The following is a 17,480-nucleotide window of genomic DNA, read 5'->3' on the forward strand; positions in this document are numbered from 1 at the left end:
TTTCGCTAATTTTAATTAGTTTTACCACCATTCAAGTATAAAGATAACACGACACTTTTAACGTAGGCATCGCGTCCACTAAAAAAAAATAACCCGGGAACTTTTACGTCACTGCATAGACGAACAAGGGAGTGCGCCGTCATTTTTTGTGCGCTTTCTAATGCACTGTTATGCATACAACAGCAGGAGTCCTGTTTATGATTCAGCAACCCATTCAGCAATCAATTCAGCAACCAATTTGCGACAGCGCTTCCCAATGTTCAGGGAATGACATCGAACGTTCCTGGCTCGGCCATGGCGTTGCTGTTTCTAAAGCATTTGTGAAATCATTGATTCCAATGGAAGACCCTTGCCTCAGTTTCAATTCCCGCAAAGCAGTGGAAGATCTTCTGCGACTGGCCACAACAACTATCGTGCCGGCGAGTTCCATCCTTTTCATGGCGAAAGATATGGCCAATGCCTGGTCCGGGAGCGGTTTGCCCGGACCGGATGCAAAACCGGAATTACCACAGACATCAAAAGAAACCCGAGAAGAGGCTCAGGAAAAAGAACCCGGCTCGAAAGACGTACCCCTTCAACAGTCATCCACGGCCCGCTATCAAGTGAGTCAGGGAACCAAAGGGCTACTTGCCCTTGGCACGCTGGCCAGCTCTTTTCAGTATGCGAATTCGAAAACGATTAAAATTAATAATGCAGAAGACTTGGGCAAGATTGGTCGATATTCCGACTATCCACCTCACGGTACCTATCAACAGACAGCGGATATTGTTGTCAATAACCATAGACCCATTGGCGATGTCTCATGGTGGGGCTTCACCGGGAAGTACGATGGGCAGTGCCATACCATCAGCGGCCTGTCTGACTGTTTTGTTAAAAAGCTGAGTGGCAGCATCAGTGACCTTCAGTTTACTCATGCCAATATAAGAAAAATAAATTCCGGGTCGGCCGGGTTAGTAGCCTGTGTTGTTGCTGAAGATGGCATAGTCACTAATATCCGGGCGAAAGATGTTCATATTTTCACCTGGGGTTACGATGCAGACGCCGGCATCGTGGGTGGGCGGGTTAAAGGAAAGGTTGGCAACATCATGGCGTTGAACAGCACGGTCGAAACCAAGGGTCCGTTTTCAGACGCCGGCATCGGGGGGGGGGAGGTTTACCCTAGAGCAATAGTTGGCTACATCACGGCGGTGAACTGCAATGTCACAACCTTGCGTGAAGGTTCATCCGCCGCCATCGGGGGGGGGCTGGTTAGAGATCAATTCATCGGGGGATTGATGAGAAGAGATGGAGGAAAGGTTGCCTACACCACGGCGGTGAACTGCAGGGTCGAAACCAAGGGTCAACAATCACACGCCGCCATCGGGGGGGGGCTGGTTAGAGGGGGGGGGCTGGTTAATGATGGAGGAAAGGTTGAAAAGACCACGGCGGTGAACTGCTATGTCACAGCCTCGGGTAAACGTGCATACGCCGGCATTGGGAAGGGCTGGGGTGTAGGAAGGGCTACCAATACCAAGGTTGTAGATAACCCCAATGATCCGCTTCTTTGCCAAAAAGCAGACCTGCGTGTGTTTACAGACCATTGCTCTGCGATAGCTGAATTTCGGGATGCGTTGGCTTTATCGGTTTGCCCGTTACCCAAAAAGATTTATGATGCAGAAACCCTGGGCAAGATTGGTCGACATCCCGACTATCCACCAAACGGCAAGTATTATCAGACAGCGGATATTGTTGTCAATAAAGGCCATAAGCCCATTGGCAATGATACCCAACCATTCACCGGTAAGTACGATGGGCAGTGCCATAGCATCAGCGGCCTGTCTGACTGTTTTGTTGACACTCTGGAAGGCAGCATCAGTGACCTTCAGTTTACTCGTGCCAATATAACAAATTCCGCGAAGCCGACCGGGTTAGCAGCCTGTGTTGTTGATGATACTGGCACAGTCAGTAATATCCGGGCGAAAGATGTTCATATTGTCAACTCGGGTGGCGATGCAGACGCCGGCATCGGGGGGGGGCTGGTTTACGGAACGGTTGCCAACATCATGGCGGTGGACAGCACGGTCGAAACCAAGGGTCCGTTTTCAGACGTCGGCATCGGGGGGGGGGAGGTTAAAGCTGGAGGAACGGTCGGCAATACCGCGGCGGTGAACAGCAATGTCACAACCGAGGGTGAAAGTGCATACGCCGGCATCGGGGGGGGGGTGGGTTAGGAAAGGTTGCCAACACCACAGCGGTGAACAGCAGGGTCGAAACCTCAGGTAAATATGGAATGGCCGGCATCGGGGGGGGGGCGGTTTTTGATGGAGGAAAGGTTGCCATCACCACGGCGGTGAACAGCCATGTCATAACCGAGGGTGAAAGTGCTGACGCCGGCATCGGGGGGGGGCTGGTTTACGGAACGGTTGCCGACACCACGGCGGTAAACAGCACGGTCAAAACCAAGGGTAATGCTACACACGCCGGCACCGGGGGGGGGGCGGTTTACTTTTTCGGAACGGTTGCCAACACCACGGCGGTGAACAGCAATGTCACAACCTCGGGTGAACTTTCAGGCGCCGGCATCGAGGCGGGGGTGGTTCTTGATGGAGGAACGGTTTCCAACACCAAGGCGGTGAACAGCTTTGTAAACGGCATTAAAGAGAATTCTGGATCTATCTCCAAGGATCAGCTTTTTTGCCAAAAAGCAGACCTACGTGTGTTAACAGGCAATTGCTCACCGAGAACTGAATTTCAGGATGCGTTGGATTTATCGTTTTGTCCGGTAAATACCGCTAAAGAGTCAACACCCACTACAGCATCAACAGCCACTACAGCGTCAACACCCGCTAAAGAGTCAACACCCACTACAGCATCAACAGCCACTACAGCGTCAACACCCGCTAAAGAGTCAACACCCGCTAAAGAGTCAACACCCACTACAGCATCAACAGCCGCTACAGCGTCAACACCCGCTAAAGAGTCAACACCCGCTAAAGAGTCAACACCCACTACAGCATCAACACCCATAGAGATTAATGATGCAAAAACCCTGGGCAAGATTGGGCGACATTCCGACTATCCATTGGACGCTACCTATCAACAGACAGCGGATATTGTTGTCACTAAAGACTATCAATCCATTGGCAATCATACCCATCCATTCACCGGGGAGTTCGATGGGCAGTGCCGTACCATCAGCGGCCTGTCTGACTGTTTTGTTGACACTCTGCAAGGCAGCATCAGGAACCTTAACTTTACTGGTGCCGATATAAATTCCCACAAGACGACCGGGTTAGCAGCCTGTGTTGTTGATGATACTGGCACAGTCAGTAATATCTGGGCGGAAAATGTTCATATTGTCAACTCGGGTGATGCAAAAGCCGGCATCGGGGGGGGGTGGGTTTACGGAACGGTTGTCAACATCATGGCGGTGGACAGCACGGTCAAAACCGTGGGTTCGCGTGCAGACGCCGGCATCGGGGGGGGGGCTGTTAAGCGTGGAGGAACGGTTGCCAACACCACAGCGTTGAATTGCAGGGTCGAAACCGTGAGTTGGCAATCAAAAGCCGGCATCGGGGGTGGGTGGGTTGAAGGAGAAGTTGCCAACACCATGGCGGTGAACAGCCGTGTCACAACCTCGGCTTGGGGTTCATTCGCCGGCATCGGGGGGGGGGAGGTAGTAAATGGAGGAACGGTTGACAAAACCACGGCAGTGAATAGCTATGTCACAACCTCGGGTGACTATGCATACGCCGGCATCGGGGGGGGGTCGGTTCACGATGGAGGAACGGTTGCCAAAACCACAGCGTTGAACTGCGGGGTCGAAACCAGGAGTCAGCATGCAAACGCCGGCATCGGGGGGGCGATGGTTTACTTTGGAGGAACGGTTGACAAAACCACGGCAGTGAACAGCTATGTCAATACCAAGGGTTATGCTGCACAAGCCTACATCGGGGGGAAGTTCGGCCTTGGAGGAAAGGTTACCAACACCCAGGCGGTGAACAGCTATGTCAATGGCAATAAAAAGAATTTTGGATCTATCTCCAATGATCAACTTTTTTGCCAAAATGCAGACCCTCGTGTGTTAACAGCCAATTGCTCTTCGAGAACTGAATTTCGGGATGCGCTGGATTTATCGGTTTGTCCGGTAAATGCCGCTACAGTGTCTACAGACGCTACAGCATCAACTGCCGCTACAGCGTCAACAGCCGCTAAAGAGCCAACACCCACTACAGCATCAACTGCCGCTACAGCGTCAACAGCCGCTAAAGAGCCAACACCTGCGGCAGCCGCCGCCACAGTGTCAACAGACGTTACAGCATCAACAGCCGCTACGGTGGGAGGAATTACAACAGGTTCCATTCTGGCGGGCGGATTGGGATTGGGGATTGTCGGCTATTCAACCTATCAATGGATTACCGGTTACCAGGAGGGGTTGCGTGGTCAGGAGCTGGCGATGAAACCACTTACCCGTGGTAAAGCACTGGCAAGCGCTGCGGTCAACTCAGTATCACAGGGTATTCAGGGAATCAGAGAACGAATGAACAGGCAGAGTGTTCCTGCGCAGGAACCAGCCCATGAAATGAGTTCGGTACAGACTAACTGAGCTGGAGTAGCTGGCCAGATGGAATCGAATATTTCTGGCCTCTTGTGCTGGCACTATGCGAGGCACAGCGGAGGGAGCATATCCGTAACGAAGGAGAGTGCCGACACAAGGAGCCAGAAGTATATGATTTCAGGGTTAGCTACTTTTGCATGAAAAGCCCCCATAAAGCCAACCTGAACACTTCACAGAACTCCCACGACTGTGTAAAAATATCTTGAAATATTTCTCCGGGACGGAGAAAGCTCAATTGCAACATTAATAAATGAACAGGCCATCGATTTGGAACTGGTTTCCTCGTTAGGGAAGACGACATTGTTGTTATTACTGCAACATTTACTCATACCCGGGAAAAATCCTAAGTGCCAGGTCATTTGTCAACCTGCCAGGGATCTTCGCCTGTTTTTTTTGCTGTTATGGCTTTCATTTTCCGGTTCATTGGTCGCCCAACCCATTTACCTCAGTGGTGATGATGCCATCACCACCCTGCCCCTGGTGCCGGTAAACCCACCCTCTGACATTTTTCAAAGCTCGCTCCCCAATAAAGATACCCCCCTGAACTGGTATCGCCTGGATATTGAACTGTCGCCCTACTCCCCCCATGACTGGCTGATGGTATTCCACCAGATTCCCCATAAAAAGCTGGATGTTTTTATCCCGGTCAACAACGGGTATCAACTGACAAAAATGGGCATTGATGGTTCACCCTCAGGCATGGCTCCCAACACCATGAAGCTGACACTCAAGCCCGGGGAAACCAAAACCTGGTATCTGCGTCATGATCCGGTAGCACTCAATCAGCTCAATCCTGAGTTATGGCCATCTCTGAACTACTATGAACTGCTGAGTGAGCAACAAACCGTCATCAGCTCAATTCAGACGCTGCTGATCGTCGCCTTGATTTTCATCTTTACCCTCACCCTCAGGAATCGATCCCCGGCCTTGTATCTGCTGATCAGCCATCTGCTGGCTGCCAACCTGATGATTCTGATGTGGGAAGGCGACATTTTTCGTGTTGTCTCATGGCCGGGTGAGCCGGGCCACTGGCTTATTCTGATAACTGCGGTGGTGCTGGTCACCGGTATTGCCAGCTATCGAACCCTGGCACTGCTGCCGGTCTACACCCCCAAAACGAATCGATTGATTGGTGCACTGAACATCGTTGCAATCGCGCTCGTGGTTTATGGAATCACCTCTGCCAGCAATGCATCAGTGGCAACCCTGAAACTCGCCGCCTATTCACTTCTGGCCAGTTTCACCCTGGTGGTGTTGGCTACCGCTTACTGTCTCTATAATGGCATTCGTCCAGCAAAAGTGGTCTTTCCTTCAGCACTGACCATGCTCATTTTACTCTCATGGTTATGGTATCCCAACGCAGAATCAGGAAGCCTGACGCCCTACCCTGAACTTATACTCCTCTCTGTTCATGCAGCCCTCCTGCCTCTGTTTTACTGGTACGGGCACCAGCAGAACCTGAACCATGCCATGTCGATTAATGCCATCGCCCCTGCCAGCAGCAAACGGCGTATCTTTGAGTCAGCACTGCGTGAGCACCTGCAAACCCCGGACTCACCACTTTCCGACAATGAGCTGATCCAGAAAGTATTGACCACCTTCGACCAGGTATTACCCGGCATTCCTGCCATGGTGTTTCGCCACCAGCAGGATGAATGGCACTTCAACCCCGGGGAAACCACTGATTACTCAAAAGCCGCTGAAAATTTAGCCAGGCAGCTTCCAGACATCGAAGAGGACTTGCTCAGTGTCATCGCTTCTGGCATCGAAACAAAAATCAACTTTAAAGACCGGTTTGGCACCATCTATTGGCTATTCCCACTGAATATAGATGCCGGAAACAAAGTACTTATGGTACTGGCACCCTCCAGATATCACCGAAATGCCACCACCTGGCAAACCGCCAGCGATATCAGCAACCATGCGTGTACCCTCTTTCAGGCAAATCGACAATCACTCTTCTGGCAGCAGCAGGCCAACCTTGACCCACTGACCGGCTTGCTGAACCGACGAGCCTTCTGCCAGGAAGCAGAAAATATTATCCGGGCGGCTCTTGGCTCTGACCCCATCCGCCCCTGCTGCGCCCTGTTTATGGACATTGATAACTTTAAACAACTGAATGATCTGCTGGGCCACAATGCCGGAGACCAGATACTTAAAACGACAGCAGTTATATGTCGCAAGTCTCTCCGGCATCAAGATTTACTGGGGCGTTACGGCGGAGAAGAGTTTGTGGCATTATTGCCCGATACAGAGCCCTGGCAGGCATTTCATGTGGCTGAACGAATGCGAAGTGCCATCGCCAGTGAACATGCAAAAAACAATCAATGGGCGAACAGCCAGCCCACAACCGTGAGCATCGGTATCGCTGCCCTGTCCAAAGATGTGAACACACTGGACAGACTGCTTGAGGAGGCGGATACGGCAATGTACCAGGCAAAACAGACAGGTAAAAACCGGACATCAATCAGCACAAGCCTGAACGATGTTCGTTTGCCAGCCACATAAGCCACTCAAAAAGAGAGAACAAGGTTACCACCTCAACGTATCCAAAAGCCCTGGTACATGGTTTCAATGAGTTTGACGGGTTGTCGTGCCTCCGCACTCCGTTCGCCCTGAGTGCTGAGCTTGACGAAGCATCGAAGGACCCATAGGGCCTAAAGGCGGAAACTCCGGGCTCTGATAGATCGTGCCAAGCACCCTTCGTCCGTGCATCCTGAGCGGAGCCGAAGGACGCTCAGGGTGAACGGAGATCGTACACGTCAAACTCATTGAAACCATGTACTAGTGTTGCTGTTTATTTGTCTGCCTGTAGCTTTTGCGAAGTGCTTCCGAGGCATAATAAGCGGGCGCTGCAACAAACGGCGATATTGCCTGCTTACCCGGTACCTCATTATTAAGTGTCTTGATAAAGCCAAGCTGGCTCAGCAGATTTTTCTCGTATTTTGCTCTTTCCCGGGCGGCTGTCATCATCAAGCCTGATTGTTCCCATTCGTCCGGCGAAAGTGAACGGCAATTAACCAATAACTCCTCCCCGACAGCGATATCCCTTAAGGCAAAATAGATAGGGAGGGTAAGATTACCAGAACGGGTATTCACTGAAACAAACGACATGCTGACATTGTTATCTTTGGCCCTGTTGGCCGCATTCAGGAAATGCATCGGTGTATAACGCTCGTTATCCGGCAAAAAGACAACCGTGTTCGTAGAATCTGAAGAAAGCCCTGCCATTGTGTATTTCGAGAGCGTTCGCTGCGTTTGATCCCTACCTCTGAGACCTGCCATCAGGGTCCGGTAGTAACTCATGAAATCCGGCATTTCAGTGGTCACTTTCTGATGCACATGCTCAGGTTTCCAATTGTGGTTATGCCTGGCCCACTCCCTTTTGTTGAGCACATAGCCAATACCGGAATAGACCCCGAGCAACTCCCCCCCCTTAACGGGTGCGCGGGCAAATACCCCGTAATTATTTTCTGGCTCTGCACCCGATGCATCAGAGCAGCTAAAGCCATAATCAACAAAACGGTATTCAAATCGCGCCTGAAAGTCTTGCCGGGCCTCTTGCTCAGACATGATCAACTGGTTCACCAGGCGGGATTGCAAAGCTTGATGCAATTGAAAGTCCGGCAGCAACTGACTTCTGGCCAGGCGCGACATCCAAAAATAAGGCTGGTAAGTATGCCCGGGAGGAAGTTCTGAGTCTGAAATAGCCCGGCTCCCCAACGCTCTATTGGCCATGCCCGGCCTATTGCTGCCAGTGGCGAAGGCCTGGTGTGCTGAATGGCGTGAAGGTTTGTTCGGTAGCGACAGAAGCATTGTTTCTTTTATTTCCCGATTGAATATGCTGGTGTCTGGCAGTGCACGTATATCTTCTGCCAGCTGCTCCAGGGCTATGGCATCATCACTGTCATGCCCGGCGCGGTTGGCAGGGGTAGAGACATCTTCTGATGTTGCCACTCTCGAAGCTACAGATGAAGCTACAGATGCGGTGGTGGAATCGTCAGTTAATGGAGTTATCTTTGATTCAAATATATTTCCGGAAGAAATTGCTGCATCGCTGTCAGAACCTGGGTGGCTGAGACTCGGCTCATCACTCTGGGCAGCTACAACATCACGGGCAAAGGCCACTACCTGACCTTGCCCGCCACTGCTGGATCCACATTGCTCATTACCCGGATCAGGGGGACGACTTCCAGCCATTTTTGCCGGTAACAGGGCATTGGTTTCCATAAGCTCCCAACTTTACATTTGCCACAACACTCTGAAAATCTCTGACCAAGTGCATGCCCAAAAGTTCAACTCACGGCAAAGCCAAACCACTTATTAAAGCAACGAATGCCCTTCCCTGACCTCTGATCCATTTAAACAAACACAGTCCAATGTTTTTTCAGGAACAGGCACCTGCCACTATCGTAGATTTACATACAGGGATTTACGGTTGAGGCTGATTAGAATACCTGGCAAATTGATCTTTACAATGCCAAAAAGACCATCACCCGCCTGAGCCTGAAAGGTATGGCATAATTGGTGATCCAAAGCGGCCAGCATAGGACAATAAGTCAAACAGTATGCGGCATACCGAAATACACCTATTTTCTTACATAAGATACTATCTCTCGTTGATTACTTATTGCCCAGACCCGCTATCAAAGGCTAAATGATTTCACCGACCGTGTCTTTTCATACAAGGCCGCCGGATCCGGAACGCCCTCCGATTCCTGTTACCCTGTTGGGAGCCGCTGGCTGAAGCCACATTTACGTTCTATGATGCAGGTAGCTGGGCGTTACTCCAATTTTATCTATGGAGGAGTCGTATGATTCTGGAAGAAGTCATAGATCTCTCGCGCTTTCAATTTGCCATTACTGCGCTATATCATTTTTTGTTTGTTCCACTGACTATTGGCATGACCTTTATCCTTGCCATTATGGAATCCGTCTATGTGATGACGGGTAAACAGATCTACAAGGATATGACCAGATTCTGGGGCAAACTCTTTGGTATCAACTTTGCCGTGGGCGTCGCCACCGGCCTGACCATGGAGTTCCAGTTTGGTACTAACTGGTCCTACTATTCCCACTATGTTGGCGATATTTTCGGCGCACCACTCGCCATTGAAGCCCTGATGGCCTTCTTCCTGGAATCCACTTTCGTAGGCATGTTCTTCTTCGGTTGGGATCGCCTGAGTAAAGTGCAGCACCTGGCCTGTACCTGGTTGATGGCCATAGGCACCAACCTGTCGGCACTCTGGATTCTGATTGCCAACGCCTGGATGCAGAACCCGGTGGGTGCCGAGTTCAACTTTGAAACCATGCGCATGGAGATGACCAGCTTTGCCGACCTGGTATTCAACCCGGTGGCACAGGTGAAGTTTATCCATACGGTAGCGGCGGGTTATACCACTGGCGCTATTTTCGTCCTGTCCATTTCTGCCTACTACCTGCTGAACCATCGTGATATCGGCTTTGCCCGCCGCTCTTTCGCCGTGGCTTCAGGATTTGGTCTGGCGGCTATTCTGTCCGTTATTCTTCTGGGTGACGAATCCGGCTATGAGCTGGGCGATGTTCAGGAAGTAAAACTGGCTGCCATTGAAGCAGAATGGGACACCCACCCGGCACCGGCCAGCTTCACCGTGATCGGTATTCCTGACCAGGAAACCATGCAAACCGATTACGCCATCAGAATTCCTTACCTGATGGGCATTATTGCCACCCGCTCACTGGATGAAGAAGTCACGGGCATCAAAGACCTGATTGAAAACAAGATAGTCCGTATCCAGAGTGGCATGGAGGCCTACGACCTGCTGCAAAAACTGAAAAGCGGCCAGGATACACCGGAAAACCGGGCAGCCTTCCTGGAAGTGGTGGATGACCTCGGCTACGGCCTGTTGCTGACCCGCTACACCGACAACATTCCTGCGGCCACCGATGCCATGATCCGTCAAGCGGCAGAAGATGCTATTCCAACCGTATGGCCTCTGTTCTTTGCCTTCCGCATCATGGTTGGCTGTGGCGTCCTGATGCTGCTGCTCCTGGTGACGGCATTTGTCAAAACCGCCCGTCGCAATGAATACAAAAGTCGCTTCTTCCTGAAACTCTGCCTCTGGTCGCTGCCCCTTCCCTGGATTGCCAGTGAAATGGGCTGGTTTGTGGCAGAATTCGGCCGTCAGCCATGGTCGATCTCAGGCATTCTGCCCACCTATCTGTCGGCATCCACCCGGACAGTCACCGACCTCTACCTGAGCATCGCCGGCTTCACGCTTTTCTACGGCATCTTTGCCGTCATTGAAGTCTGGCTGCTGGTGAAGTACGCCAGACTGGGTCCAAGCAGCCTGCACACCGGCCGTTACCACTTCGAACAACAGCAGGCCCTGACCGATGCTGTGGTTTCTGACAGTCCCCTCCACGGAAAAGCATAAGGAGCGATGACGATGGATTATGAAATTCTCCGATTTATCTGGTGGGTACTGATCGGCGTCCTGTTTATCGGTTTTGCCATTATGGACGGCTACGATCTTGGCACAGCCAACCTTCTGCCATTCATGAGCAAAAACGACACTGAACGTCGTATCATGATCAATGCCGTTGCGCCCCACTGGGACGGCAACCAGGTTTGGCTCATCACGGCCGGTGGTGCGCTATTTGCCGCCTGGCCAACCGTCTATGCGACTGCTTTCTCCGGCTTTTACTGGGCAATGGTTCTGGTGCTATTTGCCCTGTTGATTCGCCCGATGGCTTTCGACTACCGCTCAAAACTGCCTGACCCACGCTGGCGCAACGCCTGGGACTGGGGACTGTTTGTCAGCGGTATTGTCCCATCCCTGGTATTTGGTGTTGCCTTTGGCAACATCTTTGTCGGCTTTGGCTTTGCGCTGGACGACTTTATGCGTTCCAGCTTCTCTGGCTCATTCTTCGACCTGCTCAACCCATTCTCACTGTTGTGCGGTGTGGTCAGTGCCGCCATGCTGACCATGCAGGGCGCTGTCTGGCAGAAAATGCGTTCTGGCGAACCCATCCGTCACCGTGCAGCAACGGTCGCCCGCTACTCTGCCCTGCTGACCATGGTGGCATTTGCCGCGGCAGGTTTCTGGGTTGCCCATATCAACGGTTACCAGGTCACCAGTATTCTGGATACCAATGCGCCATCCAACCCGCTGGAAAAAACCGTCACGCTTGCTCAAGGTGCCTGGCTGAATAACTACAGCCAATACCCCATCATGATCATTGCCCCGGTACTTGGCTTCCTGGGTACCCTCGGCGTCATGATCTTCTCCGGCACCAGACAGGATGGGCTTAACTTTACCTGCTCATCCCTGGCACAGGCCGGCATTATCATGACCGCAGGTTTCAGTCTGTTCCCGTTTGTACTGACCTCAAGTACCGACCCATCCTTCAGCCTGACCCTCTGGGACGCAACCTCCAGCTTTATGACCCTGGCCATCATGACCGGCGTTGCCGTGGTGTTTGTTCCCATCATCCTTGGCTACACCATTTGGTGTTTCTACAAACTCTGGGGTCGCATGACCGCTGAGCGTATTGAAAAAGAAAGTCATTCACTTTACTAAAGAGGGAGCTAAACAATGTGGTATTTTGCATGGATCCTGGGTGTACTGCTGGCTTGTGCTTTTGGGATTATTAATGTGATGTGGTACGAATTTCATTCGGACAATTTTGATAATGAAATCAATGAGTTAGATTGATCGAAAATTTTTCAGGTTGCAATTTGATTGTAACCTGAGCCTCAAAAACGGTACCAAACCGTACCTTTGCTGCGTTTTGTGGTGAATGGTATTCGGGGAAAATGGTACCGTTTTTTTGTATCTATCTGGTACACCTTGGTTTTCCCACAACCATCGAATAAACTCCCGCCTCAACCACTGCATAAGAAGTGCTTTCAAACCATGAAAACCCGCGATCTGCTCAAACTTCCAGACCTCAAACTGGCCCAGGCCATCAGCACCATGAAAGGCAAGGAATGCGAGAAACACGCCAGGAACTACACCAAAATTCTGGGCATAGAATTTGAAAAAGCGATTATGCACGCCACCCACGCCGCCATGTTCAGCCAGAGCGACGAGCCGGTCAAACTGCGCACCTATAAAGCCATAGTTGATCTGGTGGCTAGCGATACTGAATACGGCGAAAGGGAAGCAACAATTCTTACTGCCCACTTTCACCACCAAAATAACGTAATCATTTGATTTTGAACCATATATTCTATTCGAATATATGGTTGGCACGATATTTAATCGTTTAAAATCAAAATGTTACCAAGGGGTGGTGAAGGTCGGTTACTGCACTGCTATTAGCCCATATCAGCAAAAGAATGGATCGGGTTCAGTCCCTTGTTACTCAAACGCCACCATTTGCCATGTCGTGAAGTTCAAGCACTAACTATGAGTTCAAAGAAACCGACCTATACGCCACTGCAAGGCCAGTATCTGTCGTTTATTTACTACTACACGAAGATCAACGGCATGCCACCAGCGGAAAAGGATTTGCAGCGGTATTTTCAGGTTACTCCTCCCACCGTTCACCAGATGGTAGTGAAACTGCACCAGCTTGGCCTGATTAGTAGGGTACCTGGACAAGCCCGGACAATGAAGGTGGAGCTTCCTGTTGAAGAACTGCCCTTTCTTGATTAAATAAACCGTTGGTCGCGAAATTAGCTCAGAACCTGCTCATTCCCAAAGTGGACAGCTTTTCCCTTTCCCTTCGCAAATGCACGACTACCGCCAAACACCTTACATGCGTACAATGACTATCTTCCCAAAATTTACCTCTGAGCTATCTGGTCCCATGCTCCCCGGCGTCAATAAAAGACAATGGTAAAAACCACGGGCGGTAGCGTACCCAGTTAAAACAAAATGGAACTGTAGCCGTGCTTCTGGACAACAAACAGAATGGTAAGGTGGGCGAAGAGCTACGCCGGCACCTGACCAAAGGAACAAAGCTGTCTGTACTCTCTGGCCTATTCTCCATCTATGGTTTTGACTCGCTAAAGAAAGAATTATCTTCTGTAGAAGAAATACGTCTGTTGCTATCCAAATCACTGCAACCAGAAACAGCTCACAATACCCCCTTTGCTGAGCTAATCGGTGACCGCTGTGAATACCGCCTCAGAAATCAGCTCAACCAGATGCAAATCGCCAAAGAATGTGCCCGATGGATTGAGCGCAAAGTAGAAGTACGCTCCACCTGTATGGCCAATCAGAATATCTTCCATCTCAGCCAGGCAGATAACAACGATACCGCCATTCAGGGTAGTTCAAATTTCACCAGCACAGGGCTTGGTTACAGTGAGTCTGATCAGTTTGATATGAATATGTGCCTGACAGACAGCACTGCCACCCAAGGTATGCTGGAGTGGTTTGATGCCATCTGGGACAGCCCGTCAGCCAGCGATGCCAAACAACTTCTATTGGACCAGCTTAACCAGCTGACTCAAGATCAATCGCCCCAGTTCATCTACTTTCTGACCCTTTATCATCTGTTCAAAGATTTCCTGGAAGAGATCGACGAAGACAGCATTATCAAAAGCAAAACCGGTTTTAAAGATACCCTGGTCTGGAACAAACTCTACAAATTCCAGAAAGACGGTGTGCTTGGTGCCATCGACAAGCTGGAACGCTATAACGGCTGCATCATTGCCGACAGTGTGGGCCTGGGTAAAACCTTCTCTGCCTTGGCAGTTATCAAATACTACGAACTGCGTAACGACCGGGTCCTGGTTCTTGCCCCCAAAAAGCTGCGGGAAAACTGGACCGTTTACACAGTGAACGACAAGCGCAATTTATTGGCGGCAGACCGGTTCAACTACGATGTACTCAACCACACTGACCTGACCCGCACCACCGGCATATCCGGTGAGATCAATCTGGAAACCATCAACTGGGGCAACTATGACCTGATCGTGGTTGATGAATCCCATAACTTCCGTAACAGCAGCTCCGCTAAAGAAGGTCATACCCGCTACTCCCGGCTGATGGATGACATCATCCGCTCCGGGGTAAAAACCAAAGTACTGATGCTCTCGGCAACACCGGTCAATAACCGGATGAACGACCTGAAAAACCAGGTTGCCTTCATCACCGAAGGGCAAGACACCGCCTTTGAAGCACAAGGCATCAGCAGCATAGAAATCACCCTGAAAAAAGCCCAGACCCAGTTTAATCAATGGCTAAAGCTCGACGAAGCACAGCGCAGCACCGAATCACTTTTGGAAGGCATGAATTTCGACTACTTCAAGCTACTCGATCTGCTCACCATTGCCCGCTCCCGCAAGCATATTGAAAAGTACTATGACATCGCGGAAATCGGTGCCTTCCCGGAACGCCTGAAGCCACTCAATATCAAGGAAGACATCGATTCAAACGGCCAGTTTCCACCACTCAAAGAGATCAATCGTATCATTCGGCGCTTAAACCTCAGCGCTTACGCGCCACTGAAGTATGTACGGATGGAAAAACGGGCAGAGTATAACCGCAAATACGATGTTCAGGTCAGTGAAGGCTCAGTGTTCAAAATGGTGGATCGTGAGCAAAGCCTGATTCACCTGATGCGGGTAAACCTGCTGAAACGGATGGAAAGTTCCATCCACTCCTTCGCACTGACCCTGAAAAAACTGCTCGGGGCCGTGGACATGCTGCTGAGCAAACTGGACAACCATGCCAGCGATGAGGTTGAAGAACTCAGCATTAACGATATCGAGGTAGACTCCCCGGAGTTTGACGCTTACCTCATTGGTAAAAAGGTCAAAATCCTGATCAAGGATATCGATCACATCCTCTGGGGCCAGGACCTGGAAGAAGACCGCACCCGTCTGCAACAACTATTAACGGAAGCTCAGGCCATCGATGCAAAGCGGGATGCCAAGTTGCATCGCCTGCAAGCCATCATTGAGCGTAAATGTCAGCAGCCTCTGAACCCAGGCAATAAAAAGGTGATTATCTTCACCGCCTTTGCGGATACCGCCCAATACCTGTATCAGCACATTGCGCCGTGGGTCAGCCAGCAGCTCGGGCTGCATACGGCACTGGTCACCGGAGCAGGCAGCAATAAAAGCACGCTCGCTGGCGTCAGCAGTGACCTGAACAACCTGTTAACGGCCTTCTCGCCCGTCTCCAAAGAGCGAAGCAAGGTGAATGACAGCCCCGGTGATGAGATTGATATTCTCATCGCCACCGACTGCATCTCCGAAGGTCAGAACCTGCAAGACTGCGACTTCCTGATCAATTATGACATTCACTGGAACCCGGTCCGTATTATTCAGCGATTTGGCCGGGTAGACCGCCTCGGCTCAAAGAACAGCGTTATTCAGCTGGTCAACTTCTGGCCCAATATGGAGCTGGACGAATACATCAACCTGGAAGCCCGGGTCAGTGGTCGTATGGTGCTGCTGGATATATCCGCCACTGGTGAAGAAAACGTCATTGAGCAGGACAGCGGTAAACAGATGAACGATCTGGAGTACCGCCGCAAACAGTTGCAGGAATTACAAGACAATGTTGTAGACCTGGAAGATATTTCCGGCAGTGTTTCCATTACTGACCTGACACTGAATGACTTCCGAATGGATCTGTCGGGCTTTATGAAAGAGCATCTGGGCGATCTGGAATCCGCTTACACCGGGTTATTTGCCGCCAGCGCCATTGATCCTGCGTTTATTCGCCAGACCGGTGATCACACCATTGAGCCGGGTGCGCTCTTCTGCTTAAGGCAACTCACTGCTCAAGAACCATCGTCGTCCGATGGCTATGCGCTGGCACCGCACTATCTGGTCTATGTCACCGACGACAATGAGGTGAAGTACCCGTTCAGCCAAACCAAAAAGATGCTGGATATCCTGAAAAAGCAGGGGCTCGGTCATCACCTGCCCAACCAGGAAGCCATTGCGTCATTCAACGCCATAACCCGACATGGCAAAGACATGGAGCATTACCGGCAACTGCTGGAAACGGCGATTAGCAGCATTATTGGCACCCATCAGGAAAAAGGCATCGACAGCCTGTTCAGCCGTGGCGGTACACGACTGAATCAGGGGCGCTTCCAGGGCATGATTGATTTTGAAGTGGTCAGTTTTCTGATCATACGGGAACCGGCTCAGGCTGCAGCCCCATGACCCTGAACGACTTTTACCAACAACTGGCCATACCCGATAGTTGCCAACTGCAACAGCGCATCTACAAAAAACAGCTGTTTAGTAACGTCGCCTTCAGCAAGAGCGACCAAAAACGGATCAATGAGCAGATCGACACGCTGGCGCTTCGCTACAGCCTGAGTCCGGAGACCATCAATATCTCCAGATACGAAGATCCACAACGAGAATACCTGGAAATAGCGCTGCTGCAAATCACCCTGAAAAAACCAACCAACACCGATAAACAACCGACCAAACTGGCAGAGCTGATCCAGAAAGCAATTCCCTACCCCACCATTCTTGTGTTTGTCCGGGAAAGTCAGATCGCCATCTCCCTTGCCCATAAACGGATCAATCTGGCCGACAGCAGCAAACTCACGCTTGAGCGCAGTTTCGATACCGGCTGGCTGGATTTGTCGCAGCTCACCCTTAACCAGCAGGCGTTTCTTGCGGATTTTGCGCTGCCCCGATGCAGTTTTATCAATTTCTATCAGTGCTATCAGGATCTGGTGCGCCGGGTGGTGGCACTGAACTGCGCCGATTTGACCGGTCACTACACACTGACCAAAGACACAGAAAGCGAACGGCAAACCCGACTGGATCAGTTACGCAGTCACCAGCAACAGGTGTCGTTATTGCGAGCCGAACTGAAACAGGAAACCCGGTTTAACCACAAGGTTGAACTGAATATGCAGATTAAACGGCTGGATCAACAGATTCAGACGCTGAAAACCCAGCTGTAATTCA

Annotated in this window: 11 protein-coding genes; 10 read left to right on the plus strand and 1 reads right to left on the minus strand. The window is 50.9% G+C overall.

All coding sequences use genetic code 11. The features are described from left to right. The first annotated feature begins 197 nt into the window (after positions 1 to 197). From ACO6VE_RS20300 to ACO6VE_RS20310, 3 genes are all read left to right on the plus strand, one after another. Complete coding sequence (locus ACO6VE_RS20300; RefSeq protein ID WP_422463118.1) at positions 198 to 2,210, plus strand: hypothetical protein; 2,013 nt, start codon at positions 198 to 200, stop codon at positions 2,208 to 2,210. A 59-nt stretch (positions 2,211 to 2,269) separates the two neighbouring features. Further along, positions 2,270 to 4,585, plus strand: a complete 2,316-nt coding sequence (locus ACO6VE_RS20305; RefSeq protein WP_422463120.1) for a hypothetical protein — start codon at positions 2,270 to 2,272, stop codon at positions 4,583 to 4,585. 279 nt (positions 4,586 to 4,864) lie between these two features. Next, on the plus strand, positions 4,865 to 7,105 hold the full coding sequence (locus ACO6VE_RS20310; protein WP_422463122.1) for a diguanylate cyclase: 2,241 nt from the start codon (positions 4,865 to 4,867) through the stop codon (positions 7,103 to 7,105). A gap of 276 nt (positions 7,106 to 7,381) precedes the next feature. Here the strand turns inward: ACO6VE_RS20310 and ACO6VE_RS20315 are convergent, their stop codons facing one another. Beyond that, complete coding sequence (locus ACO6VE_RS20315) at positions 7,382 to 8,827, minus strand: SET domain-containing protein-lysine N-methyltransferase (protein ID WP_422463124.1); 1,446 nt, start codon at positions 8,825 to 8,827, stop codon at positions 7,382 to 7,384. A 584-nt stretch (positions 8,828 to 9,411) separates the two neighbouring features. On the opposite strand from ACO6VE_RS20315, the gene ACO6VE_RS20320 reads away from it, so the two are divergent. From ACO6VE_RS20320 to ACO6VE_RS20350, 7 genes are all read left to right on the plus strand, one after another. After that, on the plus strand, positions 9,412 to 11,013 hold the full coding sequence (locus ACO6VE_RS20320; RefSeq protein WP_422445410.1) for a cytochrome ubiquinol oxidase subunit I: 1,602 nt from the start codon (positions 9,412 to 9,414) through the stop codon (positions 11,011 to 11,013). 12 nt (positions 11,014 to 11,025) lie between these two features. Beyond that, positions 11,026 to 12,159 (plus strand): cytochrome d ubiquinol oxidase subunit II, encoded by a 1,134-nt coding sequence (gene cydB, locus ACO6VE_RS20325; RefSeq protein ID WP_101748097.1) that lies wholly within the window; start codon positions 11,026 to 11,028, stop codon positions 12,157 to 12,159. Positions 12,160 to 12,174: 15 nt separating this feature from the next. Beyond that, a complete protein-coding gene (gene cydX, locus ACO6VE_RS20330) occupies positions 12,175 to 12,294 on the plus strand; it encodes a cytochrome bd-I oxidase subunit CydX (RefSeq protein ID WP_163373267.1) in 120 nt (39 codons plus the stop codon). A gap of 201 nt (positions 12,295 to 12,495) precedes the next feature. Continuing rightward, positions 12,496 to 12,795 carry a hypothetical protein gene (locus ACO6VE_RS20335; protein WP_422463126.1) on the plus strand — a complete coding sequence of 100 codons (300 nt, stop codon included), beginning with the start codon at positions 12,496 to 12,498 and terminating at the stop codon, positions 12,793 to 12,795. Between the two features lie 195 nt (positions 12,796 to 12,990). Next, positions 12,991 to 13,239 carry a LexA family protein gene (locus tag ACO6VE_RS20340; RefSeq protein ID WP_422445416.1) on the plus strand — a complete coding sequence of 83 codons (249 nt, stop codon included), beginning with the start codon at positions 12,991 to 12,993 and terminating at the stop codon, positions 13,237 to 13,239. Between the two features lie 236 nt (positions 13,240 to 13,475). Next, complete coding sequence (locus tag ACO6VE_RS20345; RefSeq protein ID WP_422463128.1) at positions 13,476 to 16,715, plus strand: helicase-related protein; 3,240 nt, start codon at positions 13,476 to 13,478, stop codon at positions 16,713 to 16,715. After that, entirely contained in the window at positions 16,712 to 17,476 is a 765-nt protein-coding gene (locus ACO6VE_RS20350) for a DUF4391 domain-containing protein (protein ID WP_422463130.1), read from the plus strand. Before ACO6VE_RS20345 ends, ACO6VE_RS20350 begins: the two co-directional genes overlap by 4 nt. Positions 17,477 to 17,480: the final 4 nt, after the last annotated feature.

It is taken from the genome of Endozoicomonas sp. ALB115 (assembly GCF_049310245.1).
Classification (GTDB): domain Bacteria; phylum Pseudomonadota; class Gammaproteobacteria; order Pseudomonadales; family Endozoicomonadaceae; genus Endozoicomonas.